This window comes from Faecalibaculum rodentium (genome assembly GCF_001564455.1).
In the GTDB taxonomy this organism is placed as follows: domain Bacteria; phylum Bacillota_I; class Bacilli_A; order Erysipelotrichales; family Erysipelotrichaceae; genus Faecalibaculum; species Faecalibaculum rodentium.
This window is the reverse complement of sequence record NZ_CP011391.1, coordinates 1,469,805-1,493,328: the sequence shown is the minus strand read 5'-3', so window position 1 is coordinate 1,493,328 and position 23,524 is coordinate 1,469,805. Positions and strand designations below refer to the sequence as shown.

Below are 23,524 nucleotides of genomic sequence, written 5' to 3'. Positions count from 1 at the left end.
GTTTTTTTTTGGCTTCACAGGGGCGGAGCATGGTGCGCAGGTTTGTGTTCTCTTTCGGTATCAGTAATCATAAATGGAATTGTCGGTGTAAACTAATAGAGGATTATAGCATGAATTATGATTATTATCGGCAACAACAGGTGAGATAATAGTGGTGCCTGAACCAGATAATGGTTATGCCTGAAGTGCAGGACAGGAAAGGAAACTGAATGTGAAGTCTGAAGAGAAACAATGGGCACCACCTGAATCTGGTTCGCGTAATGCACGAAAACACCTGAGCGATGAGCAATGGCGCTCACTTCTGGAAAAGGCGCTGAAAGAGGCCAGCCTGTTCAACGATGCCTGCATGAACCTGTTTTTTTTGAAGATGCCATTCCATGAGTGCAGTTGATGGTGGACAAGATCATAGGAGACGGGCACACGGTGGATCCAGCCCCACAGAAAGGTCATCGGCTACTGTCGGATGAGCACGAACGGACAGAAGGACGACCTGAAAACGATCTGGTCGCAGATCTGCTTGAGGTTTTTGTCCCGGAGCAGCCGGATCAGGCTTAGGAATGTTGACCGGCTGGCCTATCGCTGCAGATCTTCGGAGAATGCCCGGTACAGTGTATTGAGAGTTTCCGGAAATAGAAACCGGGAATGGATCCCGTCATCCAGACTCTCGCCGATTTCTGATGCTCCAGGCAGGGAAAGTGCGGCACCGTGCCGGTTTCTCGTGTACACAAACTGATCTTCGGAAAGATCCTGCAGAAAGGACCGGGACAGGTTCATGAGCAGTGACATATCCGAAGATTCCGGCTGTTCGTCCATCAGGGCAGCACCGGCCGGAAACGCACTGTCACTCCGGTGCCGGGCCTGTACCGGCACTATTTCCACGGCTTTCTTCCGGGCTTTGTCTTCATGAAGCAGTTCAATGTGTGTACCGGTGATTTTGGCGTCCAGAATCATAGACATCCTCCTGAGTCCGGCATCCATATACTGTAATCGGGCCGGCCGGATGCTCAAAAGCCCCTGGCGTGTCATGACCACACAGTCCTGGTGGAATCCCGGCTTGAATCCCCGGCGGTCAGAATGGCGTCCTGTCTCCATATCAGACATGAATTCGTCCCGGAATTGGAGCATCATCAGCTTCTGGAAGGCCAAAAAGCGGAAAAATGGGATGACATTCCCAAGATGTTTGTTGTATCTAACCGTAATTAGTGTATATTAACATTAGTTAGAGAAAGCTAATTCGGAAGGAGACATATGATGCCGCTGATGTATGCAGAAAAAGACAGACCCATGACAGTCTGCCGGATATCCGGGCCGCTCAAGGTGCGCAGCCACCTGGCGGATCTGGGCTTTTCCCCTCAGTCTCTGGTGACCGTCAAGCAGGAAATTGCCGGAAATCTTATTGTGGAGGTCAAGGGCAGCCGCCTGGCACTGGACGCTTCCATGGCCAGAAGGATCATGGTCCAGGAGGCACAGGCATGACACTGAACGAGTTCGCACCCGGCGCCATGCTGGAGATCACGAAACTGACCGGATCGGGAGCCGTCAAGCGCCGGATCATGGACATGGGACTGACCAGGGGGACCAGGCTGTATATCCGGAAAGTGGCACCGCTGGGAGATCCGCTGGAGCTCACGGTTCGCGGCTATGAACTGAGCCTGCGCAAAGCGGATGCAGTCATGATTGAAGTCCGGGAAGCCGGCAGCACCCAGGAGGCGGCAGCATGAAGACGATTGCACTGGCGGGAAACCCCAACAGCGGCAAGACCACGCTGTTCAACGCCCTGACCGGTTCCAGACAGCATACCGGAAACTGGCCGGGTGTCACGGTGGAGAAAAAGGAAGGACGCCTGAAAAATCACGAGGACATACTGATTCAGGACCTCCCGGGAATCTACTCCCTGTCACCCTACACGCTGGAAGAAGTCGTGAGCCGGGCGTATCTGGTGAAGGAACAGCCGGATATGGTGCTGGACATCGTGGATGGCACCAACATTGAGCGCAATCTCTATCTCACGACACAGCTGCTCGAACTGAATCTGCCGGTGGTGCTGGCAGTCAACATGGCAGACATGGTCAGGGCCAGCGGCAATACACTGGATCTGAAAAAGCTCTCAGCCGTGCTTGGCTGCCCGGTGATCTCGATTTCTGCCCTGAAAAAAGAGGGACTGGATGAACTGACTGCCGAGCTGGCAAAGCCGCAGCCCACAGGACATTGTCCGGACAGTTTCGAACCGCAGGTTGTGCAGGCTCTTGAAGAAATCCAGAAGCTTCTAGCAGACAAGGTCCCGCCCCAGTCGCTGTACTGGTATGCGGTGAAAGCCTTTGAACGCGACGAACGGGTGCTGGAAGAACTGCACCTGGATCCGGAACAGACCCGCAGGCTGGAAGCCATTGTCACAAAGGTGGAAAAAGAGTATGACGATGACGCAGAGTCGATCCTGACCACACAGCGCTACGATTACATCGAGCGGATCCTGGCAGGGTGCTTCACGAAAAAGGCGACGGCCTCCAGCCTGTCATTGTCGGACAAAATCGACCGGGTGGTGACCAACCGCTGGCTGGCTCTGCCGGTCTTCGTGCTCATCATGTGGGGGATCTATACCATTGCCATGGGCCAAACCGTAGTGTCCATTGGCACCATGGGCACGGACTGGGTCAACGATGTGCTCTTCGGGGAATGGATCCCCAATGGGGTGGAAACGCTGCTGACAACCCTGGGCGTAGGCGAGGTGCTCTCGAGGCTGATCCAGGACGGCATTGTGGCGGGTGTCGGCGCGGTCCTGGGCTTCGTGCCCCAGATCCTGGTGCTGTTTTTTTTGCTCTCCATACTGGAAGACTGCGGCTACATGAGCCGTGTGGCCTTCATCATGGACCGGCTGTTCCGGCGCTTTGGCCTTTCGGGCAAGAGCTTCATTCCGCTGCTTGTCGTCACAGGCTGCGGCGTGCCTGGCATTATGGCCAGCCGCACCATTGAACAGGACCGGGACCGGAAGCTGACGATCATGACCACGGGCTTCATCCCCTGTGGCGCCAAAATGCCCATCATTGGCCTCTTTGCCGGAGCGGTATTCGGCCAGAGCGCCTGGGTGGCCACAAGCGCCTTTGTGATCGGCATTGGGGCGGTCGTGGTTTCCGGCATCATCCTCAAGAAATTCAAGGTATTTGCCGGAGAACCGGCTCCGTTTGTCATGGAACTGCCGGCCTATCACTGGCCTACACTGACCAGCCTGCTCGCTTCCACATGGGAAAGAGGCTGGTCGTTCATCAAACGCGCCGGAACGCTGATTCTGGCCAGCAGCATCATTCTGTGGTTCCTGCAGAGTTTTGGAATCGTCAACGGATCGCTGTCGCTGGTGGAAGACAACAATGTCTCGCTTCTGGCAGGTCTGGGCCACATGCTGGCATGGATCTTTGTGCCCCTGGGATGGGCGGGAGACATGGCCTGGAAAGCCACCGTGGCGACATTCACGGGTCTCATTGCCAAGGAGGAAGTGGTCAACACCTTCGGAGTGCTGTATGCCGGGCTGGGCGAAGTCTCCGAAGAAGGAACCGAAATCTGGGCGGCGGTGGCTGCGGATTTCAGTGCCGTCACGGCATGGAGTTTCCTGATCTTCAACCTTCTGTGCGCTCCGTGCTTCGCGGCCATGGGTGCCATCAAGCGGGAGATGAACAACTGGAAATGGACCCTGGCCTCCATTGGCTATATGTGCGGATTCGCCTATGTGGTGTCGCTCATCGTGTACCAGATCGGCGGACTGTTCACAGGGGAAGTGACTTTCAGCGTCTTCAGTGTGGTGGCCTTCGCCCTGCTGGGCCTGCTGCTGGTCCTGCTGTTCCGGAAGGGATACAGTGGCAGGGATGACACGATCCATACAGCCATGGCGCTGGAATCCGGAAAATAAAATGCTGTCGCCGGGACAGGATGTGTGTTCCGGCAGGAACTATCCGAAACTGGAGGAGGTGAGAAAATGAGCGCCGGTGATATACTGATCCTTCTTGTTCTGACACTCGTGCTGACGCTGATTTTCCGCAGCGCATCCAGGAAGAAAAAAACCGGCTGCAGCGGTGACTGTGCCCATTGCGGGCAGGTGGACTGGGAAAAGATCCGCTGTGAGCTCCGGGAAGAAAAAGAACGCAAAAGGAAAGAGGAATCAGCCGGGAAATGGTCCTGATTCCTCTTTTTTTCATTCATGGACCTCGCATGCGAGGTCCACCCTTGGATAAGTGAAACTTAGATGGGGCCGTTCCGGCCCCTGTTATATTTATCTTGCCGGAGCTGGTGAGAGCACGATACACATTTATTCCATGCGGACTTCTCACACAGTCTTCATGAGATTGTTTTTTTATAAGTCGCCGTTGATCTAAATAGTATCCCTGGGTAGAAATTCATCACGAATATTCTGAACATTTTGTATAGGCTGTCGGTTTTTTTCTCGACAAGTTCAATGGATGGATCAACTTCCACTCCGGCATTTTTTGTTTGAGAGGAGTTTTCGACCATGGCTGTTCGTAACAGAAAACCGGTCTGTGTCGGTTTGGATGTCCATAGAAATAATGTCTGGGCCTGTGTGACCTTCAAAGATCCGGCCAAAGGGAAAGACGGGCTTGTGTTCGTCACCAAAAAATTTGACTCAAATCATTCAGATCTTGCCTCAATGTGTGAATGGATCTATACAACTCTTCCGGATCTGGAAGACAGGCCGATAGATGTTTATATGGAATCGACCGGAAAGTATTCCACCCCTGTTTTTGATGTCTGTGAGGAAATGGGATTGAAACCCCATATCGTCAACCCAAAGCACGTCCGGACCATAGCCGGACAAAAAACGGACCAGAAAGACTGTGCCTGGATCGCTGAACTTGGGGCCAACGGTCTGTTGAGAGAGTCATATATCCCGGTCCGGGAGCTTCGGGAATCCAGAAGGCTCTCACGGTCCAGAACTAAACTGGTACAGGAAAGAGGGGATACGATCCGAAGGATCCGGAATATTCTGACAGAAGCGAATATCCGTATGGATCTTGTTTTTTCCGGGATCGAAGGAGAGTCGGCCCGAAGTGTGATCGAATACCTGCTCACGACAGAGGAACCGGATTTGGAGGAAGTGAAAAAGCGGATACGGAAAAGCTGCCGGATCATGCGGTTCTCCACCCATAAAGAGCGCAAAGAAAAAGAAGAAGAACTTCGCAAAGCATTCGCTGGTGCAAAGTTCTCCTCCGTCCAGAAATTCGAGCTTGAAAATGCGTATGAAAGAGTTGACCGACTCACTGCGCAAATCCAACGCTACGAACAAATGATGACGGAAATTCTCGAACCATTCAAGTCCTATCTTGATTTGCTTGATTCCATCCCGGGAATCTCCGGGCTTTCGGCGATGCAGATACTAAGCGAAACAGGAACAGACATGGGACAGTTCAAGAACGAGAAGCACTTCATAAGCTGGTGTGGACTGTGCCCTCAAAGCAATCAGAGCAACAACAAACATAAATCGGTCAAAATTGGAAAAGGCGGATATTATCTAAAGCCTGTGTTGATTCAATGTGCTCTGAACGCAGTGAAGCACCCATATTTCAAGGGGAAGTATGAGGCTATCGCAGCCCGACGCGGTAAAAAACGCGCATTGATTGCGATTGCGAGAAAGATGATGGTTCTTGCCTATCATATGTTCCAGACAGGTGAATATTTCCAAGAGAGAAAGAAACAGATCCCGGCGGTATTGGAAAAAGAACAGAGTGAGCGGGAACAGAGTATGGAGACATCAGCAGAGGAAACAGATGCTCCAGCAATTATCAGGACCGCAAAAGAGATCGTAGAGATGCTGCAGAATACAGATGATGAGATGAAACACAAGATAGAGCAGTTACTGGCCCAGATAGGAATTGCTCAATGTGAATATCAAACTGGAGCGATATCAACGATTTAGACAATATGTAAGCATTCAGAAAATTTAAAAAACCTCCCGAGAGGAGGCCTTTTAATCGTGGCTTTCATTTTATGAGAGTTTCACATTTTATGGAGACTGTGAACTGCATATACAGCGCCGGACTGTATGGACACAGCCTTTTCAAAACCGTAAGATTCACACGACGCTCTTCCTGTATGATGTAGACAGAAAAGGAAAGCCGTTTCATATGGCTTGGCATCCACCTGCCATATCCTGCAGGTGCGAAAGGAGTTTGCATTATGTTGAAAGCAGCTGCGGTGATCCTGCTGTCACTGGCGGTTCTGAAAAAAGGCGGCAGCCTGGTCCTGAAAGTGATCCTCGCCCTGCTGTGCCTTTCTGTCTTTCTGTTTGTCGGGCAGGTGCTGTTTTTTGTTGCCGCCCTGGTCCTGGGGCTGAACGTCGTTCTCCGGCACGCCCGCTGATTTTGGTCAACGGGCTCCGGTCAGGCATGCGTATCTGAAATCAAAACCAGCGGATCCGGAAGAACCGGATCCTTTTGCGCACGCACACCAATAGTGTGCAGCAGGCATGGGCAGCCCGAAACGCATCCTGTGGCATTGCCTTCCCCGATGATTTATAATGATACAGTTAGGGGGTACAGTATGGCACAGGAACCTGAAAACCAGAAAAACGCCGGCCTGGAAGAGCTTGAAGAACTCACCCAGCAGGACCGGATTTCCCAGATACAATTCAATGAACCGGAGCTTCACTCCTTCAATGCCTCGGACATTTTCGAGCTGAAGGAAGAAGAAAAACCCCGCCGCTCCCTCTTTGGCAAGCGCTCCAGGCGCAAGGCCACGGTCCGGATCCGCCGGGAGATTTTTGACGACGGACAGGAAATCCAGGAAGAAGCCGTGTGTACGGAAGAACCTGGACAGGAAGCGGAACCCACGGTGTTCTCTTCCAGCGAAGATGTGGCGCCGGCTGTGGACGAACTGCTCCAGACACAGATGCCGCAGGAGGAACCGGTGAGTGAGGAAACTGTCATGGAAACAGAAACCGGCGCAGGCCCGGATTCCGGGGAAGCGCCCACCATTGAAATGGATGCCGTGACAGAAGAAAGCCTCATGGACCACAACGAGGAAGAACCGGAGGAGGCGGATGCCGCAGAACCGGAACCCTCGGCCAGGACCACTGTCACGGAAGATGTCCTCATGGATGAAATCACCGAAGAAACCGCCCAGGCCCAGCTGGGCACCGGCCAGGCGGATGAGGAGGACTCCGAAGACGAAGAAGAGGACGAGTACGAAGACGATGATGAAGATGAGTACGAGGATCAGGACGAAGAAGAGGAAGAGGACGAAGATGGCGAGTATTATGATGACGAGCCGGATCTGTTCGAAGACAAGAAACACTTCCTGCTGAGCCAGTATCCCATCATTGAGGACTACCTCTCAGAGCAGTCGGCAGACGGCTATCATTATGTCCGTCACACTGGCCACAAGTATTACTTCACCAAGGGAGAACCTCAGAAGTACTACTACTCCATCGACTACTTCCGGCAGGAACCGGACAACGACCAGTGGCGCAGACTGGAAGCAGACGGCTGGCAACTGGTCTCCAAGGCTCCTGCCCGCAAGAAGAAGGAGGCCGGCTGGTTCATCTTCCGGCACCCGGAAGAAGCCGGTGAATATCCAAAGGTGATCGACAACGAAGAAGAGAAATACCGCTTCTTCCGCAAATACGCGAACTCCTGCCGCAGCACCATGTTCCTGGTCTTCATCTGCATGGTCTGCTGCCTCATCACCGCCTTCCTTCAGTATGAATTCCAGGGCTATCTCTGGGGCATCGCCGTCTGTGCTGTGCTCTTTGTGATCTGCCTCGTGGTGTTCCTCCAGTATGCGCGGATGCTCAAGCATGCCAAGAAACGGGCCCGGATGCTCATGGCCAGGCTCCGGCTGAAGGAACAGCAGAAAAACCGCCTGGAGATGGAATCCGACGAATACGATACCTCGGAGACCGAAGCCCAGCTGGAAAGCGACTGGAAGGATCTGGAAGACGACAAATAGATGACAGGACCCGAAGACGGGTCCTTTTCTGTGCGAAAGGCATAGCATACATCCAGGTGGTGAAAGTCCACTATGGGAGCGTATCATCGCAACCGCTAACCATTGGTTCAAGGCAAGGGGCTCTCTGGTAACAGGAGCTCTGAAAGAAGCCTGGAGGCAAAGTTCCGGCCTGAGGAACACGAATCGCATATAAGGCCACAGACGGAGACGAGCCTGCCATACAGCGCAAATCGTAATAGTTGCGGATGACTGTCTGGGGTAAATGCGGCAGGTATATGGAATGAAAGATGTATGGCCTTACCCGGGGAGGTCCTGTCAGCGAAAGGAACCATCAAGCCACGATGACATCCCTTCTGCAGTAACAACGAATGGCAGGAAGTCAGCCGAGGCCATAGTAGCGAAGAAGCCCCTGTAATGAGGATGGAGTGAAAGGCCGAACGTACAATTTACTGCAAATATCAGGAATGCCTCCTGCACGACAAACCAACAAAGGACAAACCCGGAGAGCCCCTGAAGATGAGTAAGGAAGGGGCCGTGCGGGAACAGATACTGGACCGCAGCTATAAACCACTGCCAGCCAGAAGGACCGATATCCCGAAACCGGATGGGAGCATGCGGGGGCTCAATGTCCCGGCAGCCAGAGACAGAGTCGTGCAGGCCGGTCTGGCAAACTATCTGGATTACAGGAAGGACTTCGAGATGAGCAACAGCTCATACGGGTTCAGGAAGAACAGGAGATGTGAACAGGCGATACTGAAAGGCCTCGAGTTCATGAACGACGGGTATAACTGGATCGTCGACATCGACCTGAGGAAATTTGGTCCTATGTCAAGAAAACGGACACTGATTTTAGAGAGTCGGCAGATACTGCCAATTCTACGAAAGATTTCCTCCGCTTCCTCCCTTGACAGTGGGGCCCACTATCCCCTGGACCCCTTTCTCTTGCCTTCATCCAAAGAGTCAATATCTGACAGTTCTTGGCTGAAGGCTCATCAGTCTACCAGGGGATAGCCCACTGTAAAGGGCGCTCCAGAATTCTTTCTCAGTCAGTGCTGGTCCTTTGGAACATTACTTCATATTCTGCTGGGGACATATATCCACAGTGGCTGTGTATCCGTTCAGGGTTGTACCAGTCATCTATATACTGACTCACCAGTCGGTATGCATGCCTGTAGTTCTGTATATCGAACCTGCTCAGCCATTCCCTCTTGATCAGGGAGTGGAATGATTCAATACAGGCGTTGTCATACGGAACTCCTTTTGCTGAATAACTGCGAATCATTCCTCTGGTCAGTTTTCTGTACAGATCACAGGTATAGTGGATTCCTCGGTCCGTATGAATCATTATCGGTTCCTGGGACGGCCGGCGTTTTCTGGCTTCTTCGATCGATTTCAGAATTGGACCTGTGTCCAGCGTTTTTGTAAGCTTCCAGGAAATGATCCTTCTGGAATACAGATCCATGATGCAGGCAAGGTAAACGAATCCGTCCAGCTTTGTGTGGATATAGGTGATATCTGTGCACCATACGCAGTTTGGGTGAGCCGGAGAGAAGTTTCTATCCAGAAGATTCTTCAGATTTCCACTGAAATCACTTCGTATTGTGGTTTGTGTATGAGGCTTGACCCACTGTGCTCGGATCCCCATTTGACGCATATAAACACCAACGGTCCTTTCTGTAATGGAGATCCCTCCTGAGTTCAGGATTTTAGCGATTTTTGGCGCTCCGTAGTTTTCGTGGCTGTCTTCATAAATCTGAAGGATGGCCTTTTTCACATCATGCCTGCGCTTTTCCTGGTGGCTGGGTTTCCGCTTTAAATAGTCGTAATAGCCAGATCTTGAAAGACCAAGTTTATGAAGCACCCTGGATACCGAGAATTGGATTCCAGCTTTATGATCCTCGGCAACAAGTTCGTATTCGACCTGCTTCAGTTTCCCAGAATGCTTATGGCTTTTTTTAGAATCTTCAAAGCCTCCTGTGAGTCCCTGAGTTCTCGTTGAAGCCTGACATTTTCTTTGAGAAGGTCTTTTTCTTCCTTGTCATTATTATGAGCTGTCACAGCTGAAAGACCGGATCGGTTGAAATCTGCCCTCCATCTTTCCAGGGTGCTGCGGCCTACACCAAGTGTTTCAGCACATTCTATAACGGTCATTTCTGGATGGTTAGTCAAAAATTGAACCGCATCCTGCTTGAATTCATCTGTAAATGTTTTACGTTTCTTTGCCATAGATTTTCCTCTTTCATAGTGATTGTAGTTCTATGACATAGATACCGGTATTCTTAGAATCTCTAAATGGACTGTCCGTAAATTATTCTAAGGTCAATTCTTCGATACGGTAGACCAGGACAGACTGATCCGCCTGATAGACAACCTGTTCCATAACAGGGACGTCACATCGCTGACAAGGAAGTTCGTCAGAGCGGGAGTCATGATAGACGGCAGGCTGGTCAGGACAGAAAGAGGCATCCCGCAGGGAGGGCCGCTTTCGCCGGTACTGGCCAACATCTATCTGGAGCAGGCCGACAAGGAACTGGAAAGCAGAGGGCTGAGATTCTCGAGATACGCAGACGACATGCTCATCTATGTGAAGTCGGAAGCCGCCGCCAACAGGGTGATGAAGTCATTCAGCAATTATCTGGAAAAGAAGCTGAAGCTGGAAGTGAACGCTTCAAAATCGAAAGTGGCCAGACCGGATGAAGTGAAATATCTGGGGTTTGGCTTCAAAAGGAACAAAAGGGAATGGAAGGCAATACCGCATTAGAAGTCCATCCATGAGTTCGAACAGAAGATAATGAAGCTGACGAAGCAAAACTGGAGCGTATCCCTTGAAGAAAGGCTGGAGAAAATCAATCAAGTTATCAGGGGATGGAGCAATTATTACAGATGTGCATGGCTGTATAGATATACGGTTCGCAAATTGGACAGCAAGCTCCGGAGAAGAATCAGGGCCATCATCTGGAAGCAGTGGAAAAGCATCAGGAAAAAAGAAGAGAGCCTTGTCAGGCTGGGGTGTCCCAGAGACAAGGCTCACTCATACGTGTGTGCACGACAGGGATATGTCCGTTGTGCAGTCACGCTCCTGAACAAGTATATCAGAAATGAACACCTGAAGAAGAAAGGCCTTCTATCCATGGAGGAATACTTCGATATGGAGTCAGTAAGGTTCATGAATACACATGTATGAACCGCCCAGTACCGAAGGGCACGCTGGTTGGTGTGAGAGAGGGAAAAGATACCTACTCGATTTGTGTCATCCACAACAGGAAAAGGAGGCGCTCGTTCAGTTTTAAATGGCGGCTCCCTAACGCTTATAGATATCGTTTCTTTTGCCGGCTTTTACAATAACTACTGTAAACATATGATCCTGGATATCAGCAAGAATCCTGTAACTGCCCACTCTGTAACGCCAGAACGTTCCGAGATTTCCTTCAAGGGCTTTTCCCCATTTTCGAGGATCGTCACTCCCTTCAATATGAGAATCAAGCCATTCGATGATTCGCTTTTGAACAGGTCGGTCAATTTCCTTTTTGAACTGTTTAAATGCTTTCTCGTTAAATCTCCAGGTATATTTCATGCTAAAAACCCAGATTACGGATGACTTCTTCTCTTGAAAGTGAACGACCACCTGACTCCTTCAGGTTTTTTGCTGCATCCCGATAATCGAGACTGTCCTCCAGTTTTTCCAAAACGGCATTTCTCATAAATTCCGTTCCTGTCTGTCCATTCAGAGCTGCTTCCTTGTGGATCAGGTTTAGAACTTCAGAATCAAAACGAATTGTCGTGGATTTCGTTGTTGAGATCATAGTCATACCTCTTTTCTAAGCTGATTATAGCATAATAGAACGCATATGCGTTCTGTTACTGAGCGGCAATTAGCTGGCTCAATCTTTACATTCTGCTGAATGCAGGATGAACTGGCATGATTGTTGACGTAGATTTGGTACATGGAAAGGAATTCCGGTATTCTAAGTCCAAGGGTGGGGGCGAGGGACATTGAGCCCGCTGCGAAGCGGCTTGGCACACAAAAGGAGCCGCCGTTCAGTATCAAACGGCGGCTCCTGGTCTTTGCTGCTTCAGGCCTCAGCTGTTGTAGGCATCAAAGACGTTCTGGTAGACCGGCAGGTTCTCCTTTGCCTTGACCCGAACTGCAAACAGAGCCTCTGGGTTTTCCAGAACCTGGTCCATGGTGACAGGCTGGATCACCGCCTGTTCCTGATAGTCGCCCTGTCCCGTGATCCACAGCCTGCGTTCCTGATGCTGTGCCGGAGAAAACTTGCGAAGCATGGTGCCAAAACACAGTTCTTCGGGATACAGGCACATCATGAACTGGTTGGAGCAATACGCCAGGTTGTCCACGAGGGCTTCGGCACTGTCATGACTGAGGACAAAGAACGGCCAGGTCTGGACCACCACGTCATCCGTTTCCCGGTTCTTGAAGTTCTTCACGATGTTTTTCGTGAAAGAGTTCATGCCCTGCAGCATTTTGCTTTTCTGGAAATTCAGGGAGTTGGTGAAGAAAGCGTACTCTTCCATGCGCTTTTTCAGGTCTTCACTGGTTTCACTGTCGGCAGTCACAATGTAGTTGTCCCGGCCATCCAGCTGTTCCAGCACCTGGACGATTTCCTGCCGGCTGCGCACTGGCAGCATGCCGTCTGTCAGGTTGATGAAGTAATCAAAGTCCGCATCTGCGTCTTCCTCGTACTCCAGGGCATCCTTCATCTGCAGGATGGTGCCCCGAGGAAGGGACAGGTCGCCATGGAGCGCTGCCGACTGCACGGTGCTCACGTGACATTCCGGCACCGAGGCATAGGCGATGAAGATATCGTCCCGGAGTTTTTCATCGTTGAGCATCACGAAGACGTGGTCACCGCCTTCCAGGATCTGGTCTATGTTTTCGGAGACTTCTTCATAATCTTCTCCGAGATAATGCATCAAATATGCGATTTTCATATCAAATCACCTCCCGATGATTTTATCAGAAAGGAGATACAAATTCACTGTCAGCTGTGCTTCAGCAGTTTCTGCGGCGGACCGGTCCAGTTGTGACAGTTCTCTGCCTGCGGGTTTGTGCCGGCTGTTTTCCGCAGGAATCCTTAAGCATCTGACCCAGTTATGATACAGTAAACGTGAAACGAGGGAACAGATCATGAAGAAATCCGCATGGACATTCATCCTGGCAGCAGCCATGCTGCTGGCGGGATGCGCTTCACCTGAAAAGCCGACCAGGCCTGCCGAAGAACTGTTGGAACAGCTGCCAGCCACGCCGGATATGGCTGTATCCAGCGATGAAAAAGTCCTGCCTGAGCTGATGAAAAGCACAGCTGCAGCCACGGCAGCCCGCTATATGGATTCAGGCTTCCGCGTCCTTCAGCAGGAGGATACAGGTCTTGCCAGGGACGTGCTGGTATTCTGTGATGGCAGCGTCTTCTACCGCATCGAAACCGACCTGGATGCGTACACCGGGGACTGGAACAACACATTTGTCCCGGCCCTTGCAAGTGACGGAAAAACCCAGACAAACATCAACGCATCCGGAACCGGTCAGGGACAGCTGGCGGTTGTAAATGTCTTTGAACGGGATCCTGTATACAACGGAACCCCGAAAGACATGCTGGCCAGGCCGCTGTCAGAAACCATCAGCTGCAATGGCCTGGAGATTATGGAAGCATATCCTTCCTCCTTTGCTGCCTGGAAAGAGACAGGAACGGATGCGGAGGGGACACCGACTGTCACGGTGCACTGGACGATCCCGGACCGGGACGGACTGACATCCACCCTCTCGAAATCCCGGTTCTCCAAAACCGGCAATATTTTCCCGGTGGAAAATGACTTCTCCTTCACACTGAAACGAGAAGGAGAGGACTGGATACTGCAGAACTGGTCTACAGGGAGCGGGACTGGCACGGTGACAGACCAGGGACTGGAAGCTGATGAGGCGTTCTGGACAGACTGCTTCGGCAATCCCCCGGCTGTCGGAGAGATCCTAACGCTGCCCGAATAACCAGCAGCGGCAGAATGATGGCCCTTATGCTGCCTCCGGCGTTGTCTGAACAGGATCCAGGCTTTCGCCGGTCCCTGACGGATGGATGCCGCAGCAAGGCAAAGCCGCATGATTCATGGAAAAAGCCGCAGCCCGGCAGGGGGTTGCGGCTGATTCTGTTATTCGGTTGCTGCCTGCGGCAGTTCCAGTTCATTCACGGTCTGTTCCAGGACCCGGCAGGCCTGTTCCACGGTTTTCCAGCATTTCAGCTCTTTGGTGTGCCAGTCTTTCTTGATATCCTTGCATTCCACCGCATTGTAGGCGTTCCGGAAGTTCCGGTGCAGCCGCTGAGAAGCCGGGCGGATCTCCTCCATCTGGTCATGGGCCTTCACTTCGATGATCATGGCCGACAGCGCAGCCTGGGCTCCCACCAGGGCACCGCAGACACTGCCGACAAACATACCGCCACCAAAACCGGCCATGCATCGCATATCGTGTTCATGCAGACCCAGACCATAGTATTCATTGGCGGCATGCAGCACGGATTCCGCACAGTTGAAGCCGCCTTCTCTGTAGTATTTTTCTCCGTATTCCACCAGAGACATACAATCAAACCTTTCTTTTAAACGGGGAAGCAGCCGCATTCCGTTTCCGGAATCCGGCTGCCTGCCCGATTTGCAGGCTATTTCTTCCAGTTGAAGTCCCTGAGCACTTCGGCGACATTTTCGTCAAAGGTGCCAAAATGCAGTCCATGGGATGCAGCTTTGGAAGCATCCAGACGGTAGTCGCGGAAGCGGTCTGCGTACCGGTCATGGTTGGGGAGGATCAGCCGGCTGATGGCCTCTTCGCTGGCACCCAGCTGTTTTGCAACATAGACCGCACTCTCGTACGTCGTCATGTCGTTGTCCGCCGCAATGTGATACACACCCGTGGGCAGTTCGGTGATCTGCACAAACTGTTCGGCCAGGTGCTTTGCATACGTCATGCACCGCTTCTCGTTGCAGGTAAACAGCGTCGGTGTATCGTGCAGCAAAGCATTCATCACATTCGCGATGATGTTCGGACTTGCCTTGATTCCCGGGAAGGAGAGACCCATCATCCAGGAATAGCGCAGGATGACGTAGTCCGTGAGCTGGGATTCGATCAGACCCTCACATTCAGCCTTGTTCTGCCCGTACACCGTGACGGCATTCATCGGCTCATCTTCCTGGAAGGGACCGTGCTCGACCTTGCCATTGAAGGACTGTTCCGTGCCCGAGAAAATCAGCCGCGCATTCTGCTTCCGACACGCGTCGATGATCATCTGCGTGCTCTCCACATTGATCTTGTGTGCCAGATCCGGATTCTCCTCACAGAGGGCTGTCGTTGCATTCGCAGCCGTGTGGAAACAGAGATCGAATTTCACCGTCTCCAGGAATTTCTTCACACTCTCGGGATCCGACAGATCCGCATCCTTTCGCGTCATGCAGATCCAGTGAAATTTGTCACTGTTCAGCATCCGGCAGTAGCTTGCCAGATATCCATTGGCGCCTGTTACTAAAATTGTTTTCATTTTTTGGGTCTGCTTTCCAGAACGTGTGCGTTCTTCAATGTTACTTTGCCGGCACTCCAGGGAATCACAACGCTGGACAGTGCCTTGAGGGGGAACGCCTCACCGTTCCAGATCACATCTGTGTCTTCTCCCATGTTGGAGAGAACAAAGTAGGTCTCACCGGTTTCTATTTCCACCGGTTCCTCCCCGATAAAGCGCTCTGTGACCGTGAACTGCGGTGCATCCGCCAGGACATGGTCTTCATCCGCAGCCGGCACGAACACCGGCTTCAGGGAGAAATCCGTGACCTCAAAAGACTCCTTCAAATGCAGCGGCCGGGGGTTGCCCTGGACATCTGTCCGGCCATAGTCATAGAACCGGTACGTGGTGTTGGAATTGGTTCCCACTTCGATTGCCGTGATATCCGCCCCCAGTGCGTGCAGCATCCCTGACGGAATGTATATGAAGTCGCCCTTCTTCACAGGCCATTTTACCAGATATTCATCCAGCGTCCCGTCCTCCAGTGCCTTCCGGATGACATCAGCATCCGTTGTCTTTGTGCCAGCCACCAGCGTTGCGCCGGGTTTGGCATCCAGCACATACCAGGATTCCGACTTCCCAAAATCTCCCTCCGGTGCATTGTCATCCTGCGGATGCACCTGGATCGACAGACGGTCCTTCGTGTCCAGCCATGCCAGACGCAGCATTTCATGCAGACCCAGCCCCGGTCCCAGGACCTCCTCCGGATTCTCCTCAATCACCTCAAGCAGATTTTTGCCCGGCATGTTCAGGACAGGCGACTGACAGTACGGGTGAGCCGATACCTCCCACCACGTCCCGTACGCCTTGTCTTCACCACGGGCCTTCGAAATGTTGTCTGCTCCCCAGATCGTGTAATCAGGCAGACTGCCAAGAATCAGCGGTTTCATCTCATTGCATTCCTTTCTTGCGATATGCGTGTAATCAACGATAGATATCCCGGGATATCATCGGACGCGCTTATACAGATCCTGCCGATGATGGTCCAGCCGGATGGATCGAGCCACAGTCCGGCATTTTGCCTCACCCCGGAAACAAAGCGCGAACTTTACAGACGCTGTAGTGAACAGCAGTCCTTCGGACTACTGTTCACGAGAGCGTCTGAATTCCTCGAGGATCTTCAGGGAAGCTGAGGTTCCGATGCGCTCGGCGCCTGCTTCGATCATGGCCCTGCATGTCTCCCAGTCACGGATGCCGCCGGCAGCCTTCACCTTGCAGGTGTCGCCCACCGTGTCCTTCATCAGCTTCACGTCTTCCACCGTCGCACCGCCTTTGCCTTTGCCGGTGCTCGTCTTGACATAATCGATGCCGACTTTCTTCGCGATCTCCGCAATCTTCCGGATCTCGTCCTTTGTCAGGTTGCAGTTCTCGAAGATCACCTTGCACGGCGCGTTGAATTCATGAGAGATTTCCGTGATTTCCCGCATTTCCTTCTCGATATAGTCCCAGTCGCCGGCCTTCACCTTGCTCTGGTTGATCATATAATCGATCTCATCCGCACCTTCCTCCAGAGAATCGCGGGTTTCAAACAGTTTGGTTGCCAGAGTATTCTGACCCAGGGGGAAGCCGATGGCAGCGCCCACATGCACGTCCGTACCCTTCAGCTGTTCCTTGCAGAAGGGAACCCAGTACGGGTTGATGGCCACCATGGCTGTCCCGATTTCCCGGGCTTCGTCACAGAGCTTCTTCATCATTTCTTCCGTGGCGTCCGGCGCCAGCTGCGTGTGGTCAAACATCGCCGCGAGTGTTTTTTCAGTCAGTGCTTCAGTATTCATTTCTTAATTCCTCCGAAGGCATAATAGCACAAAATTAAATGATATAACATTTGTTTTTTACGGTTTTTCGGATTTTTTTCGTGACGGTCCTTCCGGATTTGTCATGTTTCCGGGATGAGCAGCCGGGGGCGGTCATGGAGTTGAGTGTACCTGCCACCATCTGCATCCAGAACCTCAGGGCTCCTGTCCAGAATTGCCGGTGACAGGGACCTCTGGCGGCTGGTACAATCAGGGCATGACAATATGTGATACCAATATACCGTTTACCAAGGTCCTCATGGTCCTGCCCCGCAAGACGATCCATACGGAAACCCCGCTGCACGAAGGCTACACGTATGCCCCCTGGCGGGAATCCTTCCGCCAGCCCTGGGCCGCACTGATGGTTGAAACCGGGCTCGTGCCTGACCAGGAGGCGGGACTGGCGCAGTGGGACAAAATGATGAACGAGGCCCCGGAGATGCTCCGGGAACACTTCCGGTTTGTTCTGGGACCAGAAGGTGACCTGGCGGCAACCGCCGGTCTGTTCCCGGGACACGATTTCCCGGACCGGCTGCGGCTGCACTGGGTGGCAACGGGCCTGAACCACCAGCACCGGGGTCTGGCGAAGTCCATCATCACGGCGCTGGCGAAGGAGTACGACAGGATGCCGGAGAAGTACCCGCTGTATCTTTCCACGCAGTCCCAGAGCTACGGAGCGATCAAGCTCTACAGCCGCCTGGGATTCCAGCCCTATATGGGGGAATATGCCGGTCATACAAAGGAGCAGTCGGAGGATGACTGGCGGATCGTCACCGGGGTGCTGCGGGAAACAGAAGGGAAATAAGGAAGAGGAAAAGGGACCGGATCTGCCAGCCCTGTCACCACGCCGGTTTCGGACAGGGAGCCGGGTTTTTCGCAGTGGCTCTCTTCGGGCATCAGGCATCGGACCCATGTTCTGCCGGGATACAATTAGGTGAGGAACACCCGTTTGGCACTCAACACTTGAATATGCCAAAAACAGGTGTATACTGACTCACATCATGGAGGTGACAATCATGGCTGAGAAAAAAGAATTTCAGGCGGAGAGCCGGCGGCTGCTGGATTTGATGATCAATTCCATTTACACACACAAGGAGATCTTCCTGCGGGAGCTGATCTCCAATGCTTCGGATGCCATTGACAAGTACTATCACTGGGCGCTGGAGCACCACGAGGAACCCGGAGACCTCGGGATCCGGATCGAACTCGATGAAACGAACCGCACGCTGACCATCAGCGACAACGGCATCGGCATGACGAAGGAAGAACTGGAGGAAAACCTGGGCACGATCGCCAAGAGCGGCACCCTGGCATTCAAGGAAGAGCTGAAGAAACAGGACAAGGACCAGTCTGATATCATTGGCCAGTTCGGTGTCGGCTTCTACTCGGCGTTCATGGTGGCCGATGAAGTCACGGTCTATACCCGCGCGGCGGGCAGCGAAGAGGCCTGGGAATGGAAGTCCCAGGGAGCCGATGGCTATGAGATCGAGGCCTGTGACAAGGAAGAACGGGGCACCATGCTGGTGCTGCACCTGAAGGCAGATGACGACCAGGAGGACTACTCGCAATACCTGCAGAGCTACCGTGTGCAGGATCTGGTGAAGAAGTATTCTGACTACATCCGCTACCCGATCCGCATGACGGTGGAGACCACGCAGGAAGTGGATGGCGAGACCAGGACCGTGCCGGAGGAAAAGACACTGAATTCCATGGTGCCGCTGTGGAAACGCCCCAAGGCGGAGGTCACGGAGGAAGAGCTGTCGACGTTCTACAAACAGCACTTCTTTGACTTCACGGATCCCATGAAGACGATTTTCTTCAATGTGGAAGGCAACGTGGATTTCACGGCGCTGCTGTATATCCCGAGTCGTGTGCCTGACGGATTCTATTCCCAGGACTACAAACCGGGTCTGCAGCTGTACTCCCGGGGTGTGTTCATCATGGACCACTGCGAGGAGCTGCTGCCGCCGTATCTTCGGTTTGTGAAGGGGCTCGTGGATTCGCAGGATCTGTCCCTGAACATTTCGCGTGAGATGCTGCAGCACGACCACCAGCTGCGTCTGATCAAAAACCGGATCGAGCGCAAGGTGCTCAATGAACTGGGTGCGATGCTGGCGAAGGACCGGGAGCAGTACGAGAAGTTCTGGAAGAACTTCGGGCTGGACATCAAGTTCGGCATCTACTCTTCCTTCGGGGCTGACCGTGACAAGCTGGAGAACCTGCTGCTGTTCTATACGACAGATGGCGGAAAGCCCGTCACACTGCAGGAATTCGTGTCTGCGATGCCGGAGGACCAGAAGGACATCTACTATGTTTCGGCGAAGGACACCGAAGCGGCTGCGAAGCTGCCGGTCGTGAAGTCGCTGCAGAAGAAGGGCTACCAGGCACTGATCCTTACGGCTGAAGTGGATGAGTTCGTGATGCAGACCCTGGGTCAGTACAAGGATCACCCCTTCACCAATGCTTCTTCAGCTGACCTGGATCTTCAGAGCGAGGAAGAAAAGGAACAGCTGGAGAAGACTTCGGAGGAGAACAAGGACCTGCTTTCGTTCATGAAAGAGGCCCTGCCGGAGGTATCCGAGGTACGTCTGTCCGCGCGACTCGCCGATGATCCCGTGATGCTGGTGGCCGGCAACGGGCTGTCGTTCGAGATGGAGAAAGTCTATGCGGCGATGGCTGCACAGCAGGATTCCGGCATGCCGCCGCTGAAGGCAGACCGGATCCTGGAAGTGAACCCGGATTCGAAGATCTTCGCATTGTTGAAGAACACCTGGCAGAGCGATCCGGAGAAGGCGAAGGCCATCACCGAGGTGCTGTATGACCAGGCGCTGCTGATCGAAGGCTTCCCGGTCAAGGATCCCATTGACTATGCAAGAAAAGTCACGGAACTGATCGCATAAAGCGGCCAATACGGGTCGGCAGGAGGTCCTGCTGACCCGTTTCGCCGCTTTAGGATGAAGTGGAATGTTCTAAAGTGAAGGCGAAATGTGCAGAATAGTGCTGTGCTCTGATTTCAGATACAGGCATGAGCAAGGTACACATCACACAATCTGAAACCCGGATAACTCTCACCTGCGACCCTTCATCATCAATCGGTTACAGCCAACGGAGCTGATGGGCTGCCTTTGGCAGCCCAGCCAGCACGGTTGACTGTCAGCGCTTTCTCTGCGATATCTGTATTCACTTGGCTGAACAGGTGTGCAAATGTATAGACAAGACTGCCCCAAATTCGTAAGATAGGCATCATGAAACACGACTATACCAGTGCGCTGGCCAGGGCGACCTTCGACCAGGTCCGCCATTTGCCAGGTGCACTGTTCTGTGAAACAATGCAGTCAATATGGTTTGTCAGCGACGGGACCTGCGGGTTCATCCGCCTATGGGAAGGTCACATCGTGGAAATGGAAATCCCGGCTCTGGGATTTTGGGCCCACTTTGACGGCGATGATGCGATCCTGTTTCTCGATCACATCCATGCCTTCTTCAAAGCCCTGCACCGGCAGGATGTCCGTGACAACTGGCTCATGCAGACCAGCCATCCCATGAAGCTGCTCATCATCTGCAGCTCCGGCCTCTCCTCCTCGGTTGCCGCGCACGCGATCAACGAAATGGCTGCCCAGCATGGGTGGAACATCGAGGCGGATTCCTGTGCGGCGGTATTTGCACCGGAAAAAAGCCGGGAAGCGGATGTGGTGCTGTATGCCCCGCAGGCGTCGGCGGCTTTCCACCAGCTGCCCAAAGAACAGCGGCGGCGTACAGGCGTGATTCAGCCTATGGATTTTGCCATGATGAATCCCCAGGCGATGGTCCACCAGGCCCTGCAGCTGGCATCCTGACCCATCGCTTTTTTTGTTGTCTGCTGTCAGGGCTGCAGGGTGCATATCGGCAGGAAGCAGTAACAGGAAGCAGCGAGGGAGACCGGGGGTCCACCATCGGCCTGGAGGGTCCGGACAGTGCTGTTCCTGAGGGGAACAGCCATATTTGTGTGGAAAGTGTCACCAATCCGTCCTATCCTGATAAGGTGACTGCCGGTCAGGAAAGCCATACCTGGTTTCCGGGATCGGCTGGGACAGGAAAGGAAAGACTATGGTCAGAATTCGAAGGGCAAAGCCGAAGGATGCCAGGGAGCTGCTGGAAATCTACCGTACATATGTGGAGCATACGGCGATCACCTTTGAGTGGGAGATGCCGACGGAGGAAGAGTTCCGGGGCAGGATCCTGCGGACGATGGAACGCTATCCCTGGCTGGTGGCAGAGAAAGACGGTCTTCTGCTGGGGTACGCCTATGCCGGGGCCTTCAAAGAGCGCCGGGCCTATGACTGGGCGGTGGAAACCACGGTGTATCTGCACCCGTCAGTCAAAGGCCAGGGACTGGGACGTCGGCTCTATAAAGCCCTGGAGGATGTGCTGCGAAAACAGGGGATCATCAATCTGAATGCCTGCATCGGAGTACCGCAGACGGGGGTGGAAGATCCCTGGCTGGATGACAACAGCATGCACTTTCATGCGCACCTGGGGTATCGGCTGGTGGGACGATTTGAGAAATGCGGTTATAAGTTCGGACGCTGGTATGACATGGTGTGGATGGAAAAACACCTGTCGGATCATCCGGCAACCCCCCGGGAAGTCGTGCCGTTTGCCGGCCTGGAAACAGACTGAAGCGGAAGGCGTGGTTCAAACCATGGAGATTTGCGGCCGCCAGCTTTTATAATGAAACAGAGTCCGGTTCCTGCAGGCGGTGAAATCTGCAGCGGTTCCGGGATCTTGCATGCTGTCTGCATCCATCGGCCTGCTGACTGGGGTTGCAGAGAGAACAATGAGGAAACAGAGGTGTCATCCCATGCGATGCAATGTACAGAAATTATGCGGCGGCTGTTCGCTGCTGTCGGTGCCGAGTGTCAAACAGGCGAAACTGAAGCAGGAACAGGTCACGGATATCATGAAAAACGCAAATCTTTCGGTGAAGGTCGAGCCGGTGATCATGGCGCAGAGTGCCATCGGGTACCGGAACAAGGTGATTGTCGGATTTGCGAAGGACAAAGACAAGAAGATCTACAGCGGGCTGTATGCGCCAAAGAGCCACCGGGTGATCAACACCAGCGGCTGTGCGATGCATCCGCAGCTGCTGAATGAAATCATTGACTTCATCACGAAAACGGTCTCCGGCATGAAGTATGAGCTCTACAACGAACACACCGGGACCGGTATCCTGCGCCATGTGCTGCTGCGGTGGGCGAAGGAAACCGGTGAGGTGATGGTGGTGCTCGTCACGAGCTCGAAACAGCTCCCGGGGCGCCGGAATTTCGTCAATGCCCTGGTGAAGGAGTTCCCGCAGGTCAAGACGGTGATCCAGAACATCAATCCCCGGGACACGAGTGTGGTGCTGCAGGATGAATCCATTGTGCTGTATGGCAATGGCATGATCACGGACGAACTCTGTGGTCTGAAGATTTCCTTCACGGCAAGTGCCTTCTACCAGATCCACCATGATCAGTGCGAGAAGCTCTATGGACTGGCGAAGCAGCTGCTGGACCTGCAGCCGGCGGACAAGGTCCTGGACACCTATTGTGGTGTGGGCACCATTGGGCTGACGCTGGCAGATGCCTGCAGCGAGGTCACGGGTGTGGAGATCAACAAGGATGCGGTGAAGAATGCCATCTACAATGCCAGGCAGAATGGCATCCGCAATGCGCGGTTTGTGGCCATGGACTCCACGCAGTTCATGCTGGAGGCCAGAAAGTTCCATTCTTCGTTTGATGCGATCGTGCTGGATCCCCCGCGGGCGGGAACAACTGAGGCCTTCATTGAAGCGGCCTGCGGTCTGAAGCCGAAGAAGATCCTGTACATTTCCTGCGATCCGAGAACCCAGGCGCGGGATCTGGTGAAGTTCAAGCGCTTCGGCTACCTGACGGATACGATCTATCCCGTGGATATGTTCCCGAACACGGATCACATTGAGACGGTGTGTCTGCTGACGTATCGGGGGATCAAAAAAGGAAAGTATCCTTCGAAGAAATCGGCAGTGGCAGGACGGCCGGCCAGACCGGTGAAGGGGCATGGACGCCCGGGTGGTTTCTCGGGTATGAAACCGGGACGCAGGCCGGGAAAAGGAGGCACTCCAAAATTGGATAGGGAGGAAGACTAACCCCATCCAAAGATACCTTAGGGTTTCCGTTACCCTACAGAGCTTTGGAGTTTGAACATCACAGTAAGCACTCAGGGGCTGTCCACTTT

At 53.2% G+C, this 23,524-nt stretch carries 26 protein-coding genes and 1 pseudogene; 17 read left to right on the top strand and 10 right to left on the bottom strand.

Features of this window, described 5'->3' with window-relative positions; translation table 11 throughout:
• Positions 1-211: 211 nt before the first annotated feature.
• Positions 212-391 (top strand): hypothetical protein, encoded by a 180-nt coding sequence (locus aalo17_RS07430; RefSeq protein WP_067557653.1) that lies wholly within the window; start codon positions 212-214, stop codon positions 389-391.
• Positions 392-573: 182 nt separating this feature from the next.
• Here the strand turns inward: aalo17_RS07430 and aalo17_RS07425 are convergent, their stop codons facing one another.
• Complete coding sequence (locus aalo17_RS07425) at positions 574-1,101, bottom strand: hypothetical protein (RefSeq protein ID WP_145907603.1); 528 nt, start codon at positions 1,099-1,101, stop codon at positions 574-576.
• A gap of 159 nt (positions 1,102-1,260) precedes the next feature.
• On the opposite strand from aalo17_RS07425, the gene aalo17_RS07420 reads away from it, so the two are divergent.
• The 8 genes from aalo17_RS07420 to aalo17_RS07385 all read left to right on the top strand — a co-directional run bounded on the left by aalo17_RS07420 (position 1,261) and on the right by aalo17_RS07385 (position 8,958).
• Positions 1,261-1,476 carry a FeoA family protein gene (locus aalo17_RS07420; RefSeq protein ID WP_236940460.1) on the top strand — a complete coding sequence of 72 codons (216 nt, stop codon included), beginning with the start codon at positions 1,261-1,263 and terminating at the stop codon, positions 1,474-1,476.
• Entirely contained in the window at positions 1,473-1,721 is a 249-nt protein-coding gene (locus aalo17_RS07415) for a FeoA family protein (RefSeq protein WP_067557645.1), read from the top strand. Before aalo17_RS07420 ends, aalo17_RS07415 begins: the two co-directional genes overlap by 4 nt.
• Positions 1,718-3,898, top strand: coding sequence for a ferrous iron transport protein B (gene feoB, locus aalo17_RS07410; RefSeq protein WP_067557644.1), 2,181 nt, complete (start codon positions 1,718-1,720; stop codon positions 3,896-3,898). Before aalo17_RS07415 ends, feoB begins: the two co-directional genes overlap by 4 nt.
• Positions 3,899-3,964: 66 nt before the next feature.
• Entirely contained in the window at positions 3,965-4,168 is a 204-nt protein-coding gene (locus aalo17_RS07405) for a FeoB-associated Cys-rich membrane protein (protein WP_067557641.1), read from the top strand.
• A gap of 327 nt (positions 4,169-4,495) precedes the next feature.
• Positions 4,496-5,917, top strand: coding sequence for an IS110 family RNA-guided transposase (locus aalo17_RS07400; protein WP_067557638.1), 1,422 nt, complete (start codon positions 4,496-4,498; stop codon positions 5,915-5,917).
• Positions 5,918-6,177: 260 nt separating this feature from the next.
• The gene (locus aalo17_RS07395; protein WP_067557636.1) at positions 6,178-6,360 is read left to right on the top strand and encodes a hypothetical protein; all 183 of its coding nucleotides are present in this window, start codon (positions 6,178-6,180) and stop codon (positions 6,358-6,360) included.
• Positions 6,361-6,540: 180 nt separating this feature from the next.
• Positions 6,541-7,947 (top strand): DUF2812 domain-containing protein, encoded by a 1,407-nt coding sequence (locus aalo17_RS07390; RefSeq protein ID WP_067557633.1) that lies wholly within the window; start codon positions 6,541-6,543, stop codon positions 7,945-7,947.
• A gap of 516 nt (positions 7,948-8,463) precedes the next feature.
• Positions 8,464-8,958 (top strand): RNA-dependent RNA polymerase family protein, encoded by a 495-nt coding sequence (locus aalo17_RS07385; RefSeq protein WP_067557630.1) that lies wholly within the window; start codon positions 8,464-8,466, stop codon positions 8,956-8,958.
• A gap of 31 nt (positions 8,959-8,989) precedes the next feature.
• On the opposite strand, the gene aalo17_RS07380 is transcribed toward aalo17_RS07385, so the two are convergent.
• Both aalo17_RS07380 and aalo17_RS07375 read right to left on the bottom strand, forming a co-directional pair.
• The gene (locus aalo17_RS07380) at positions 8,990-9,877 is read right to left on the bottom strand and encodes an IS3 family transposase (protein WP_067554248.1); all 888 of its coding nucleotides are present in this window, start codon (positions 9,875-9,877) and stop codon (positions 8,990-8,992) included.
• Positions 9,874-10,173, bottom strand: a complete 300-nt coding sequence (locus aalo17_RS07375) for a transposase (RefSeq protein ID WP_067554245.1) — start codon at positions 10,171-10,173, stop codon at positions 9,874-9,876. Before aalo17_RS07375 ends, aalo17_RS07380 begins: the two co-directional genes overlap by 4 nt.
• A 106-nt stretch (positions 10,174-10,279) precedes the next feature.
• Between aalo17_RS07375 and aalo17_RS07370 the strand changes: the two are divergent.
• Positions 10,280-10,708: pseudogene (locus aalo17_RS07370) on the top strand (reverse transcriptase domain-containing protein); the annotation flags it as partial.
• Between the two features lie 6 nt (positions 10,709-10,714).
• Positions 10,715-11,131, top strand: a complete 417-nt coding sequence (locus aalo17_RS07365) for a group II intron maturase-specific domain-containing protein (protein ID WP_257721858.1) — start codon at positions 10,715-10,717, stop codon at positions 11,129-11,131.
• 117 nt (positions 11,132-11,248) lie between these two features.
• On the opposite strand, the gene aalo17_RS07360 is transcribed toward aalo17_RS07365, so the two are convergent.
• The 3 genes from aalo17_RS07360 to aalo17_RS07350 form a co-directional block, all read right to left on the bottom strand.
• A complete protein-coding gene (locus aalo17_RS07360; protein ID WP_067557620.1) occupies positions 11,249-11,521 on the bottom strand; it encodes a type II toxin-antitoxin system RelE family toxin in 273 nt (90 codons plus the stop codon).
• Between the two features lies 1 nt (position 11,522).
• Positions 11,523-11,750, bottom strand: coding sequence for a type II toxin-antitoxin system RelB family antitoxin (gene relB, locus aalo17_RS07355; RefSeq protein ID WP_067557617.1), 228 nt, complete (start codon positions 11,748-11,750; stop codon positions 11,523-11,525).
• A gap of 277 nt (positions 11,751-12,027) precedes the next feature.
• Positions 12,028-12,897: a beta-1,6-N-acetylglucosaminyltransferase gene (locus tag aalo17_RS07350; protein ID WP_067557614.1), complete on the bottom strand. Its 870-nt coding sequence runs from the start codon at positions 12,895-12,897 to the stop codon at positions 12,028-12,030.
• Between the two features lie 196 nt (positions 12,898-13,093).
• On the opposite strand from aalo17_RS07350, the gene aalo17_RS07345 reads away from it, so the two are divergent.
• Positions 13,094-13,948 (top strand): hypothetical protein, encoded by an 855-nt coding sequence (locus aalo17_RS07345; protein ID WP_067557611.1) that lies wholly within the window; start codon positions 13,094-13,096, stop codon positions 13,946-13,948.
• 158 nt (positions 13,949-14,106) lie between these two features.
• Here aalo17_RS07345 and aalo17_RS07340 read toward each other — a convergent pair whose 3' ends face one another.
• The 4 genes from aalo17_RS07340 to deoC form a co-directional block, all read right to left on the bottom strand.
• Positions 14,107-14,532, bottom strand: a complete 426-nt coding sequence (locus aalo17_RS07340) for a C-GCAxxG-C-C family (seleno)protein (protein WP_067557607.1) — start codon at positions 14,530-14,532, stop codon at positions 14,107-14,109.
• Between the two features lie 77 nt (positions 14,533-14,609).
• Positions 14,610-15,479: an SDR family oxidoreductase gene (locus aalo17_RS07335; protein ID WP_067557604.1), complete on the bottom strand. Its 870-nt coding sequence runs from the start codon at positions 15,477-15,479 to the stop codon at positions 14,610-14,612.
• Positions 15,476-16,387, bottom strand: coding sequence for a type I phosphomannose isomerase catalytic subunit (locus aalo17_RS07330; RefSeq protein ID WP_067557601.1), 912 nt, complete (start codon positions 16,385-16,387; stop codon positions 15,476-15,478). The genes aalo17_RS07335 and aalo17_RS07330 overlap by 4 nt, the downstream gene beginning before the upstream one ends.
• A gap of 192 nt (positions 16,388-16,579) precedes the next feature.
• On the bottom strand, positions 16,580-17,272 hold the full coding sequence (gene deoC / locus aalo17_RS07325) for a deoxyribose-phosphate aldolase (RefSeq protein WP_067557598.1): 693 nt from the start codon (positions 17,270-17,272) through the stop codon (positions 16,580-16,582).
• 235 nt (positions 17,273-17,507) lie between these two features.
• Between deoC and aalo17_RS07320 the strand changes: the two genes are divergently transcribed.
• The 5 genes from aalo17_RS07320 (at position 17,508) to rlmD (ending at position 23,435) form a co-directional block, all read left to right on the top strand.
• Positions 17,508-18,095, top strand: a complete 588-nt coding sequence (locus tag aalo17_RS07320; protein WP_067557596.1) for a GNAT family N-acetyltransferase — start codon at positions 17,508-17,510, stop codon at positions 18,093-18,095.
• Between the two features lie 211 nt (positions 18,096-18,306).
• Entirely contained in the window at positions 18,307-20,190 is a 1,884-nt protein-coding gene (gene htpG, locus aalo17_RS07315; RefSeq protein ID WP_067557593.1) for a molecular chaperone HtpG, read from the top strand.
• Between the two features lie 345 nt (positions 20,191-20,535).
• Entirely contained in the window at positions 20,536-21,126 is a 591-nt protein-coding gene (locus aalo17_RS07310) for a PTS sugar transporter subunit IIB (RefSeq protein ID WP_067557590.1), read from the top strand.
• Between the two features lie 250 nt (positions 21,127-21,376).
• Entirely contained in the window at positions 21,377-21,949 is a 573-nt protein-coding gene (locus aalo17_RS07300) for a GNAT family N-acetyltransferase (protein ID WP_067557584.1), read from the top strand.
• Between the two features lie 109 nt (positions 21,950-22,058).
• Entirely contained in the window at positions 22,059-23,435 is a 1,377-nt protein-coding gene (gene rlmD / locus aalo17_RS07295) for a 23S rRNA (uracil(1939)-C(5))-methyltransferase RlmD (protein ID WP_338032526.1), read from the top strand.
• Positions 23,436-23,524 lie beyond the last annotated feature (89 nt).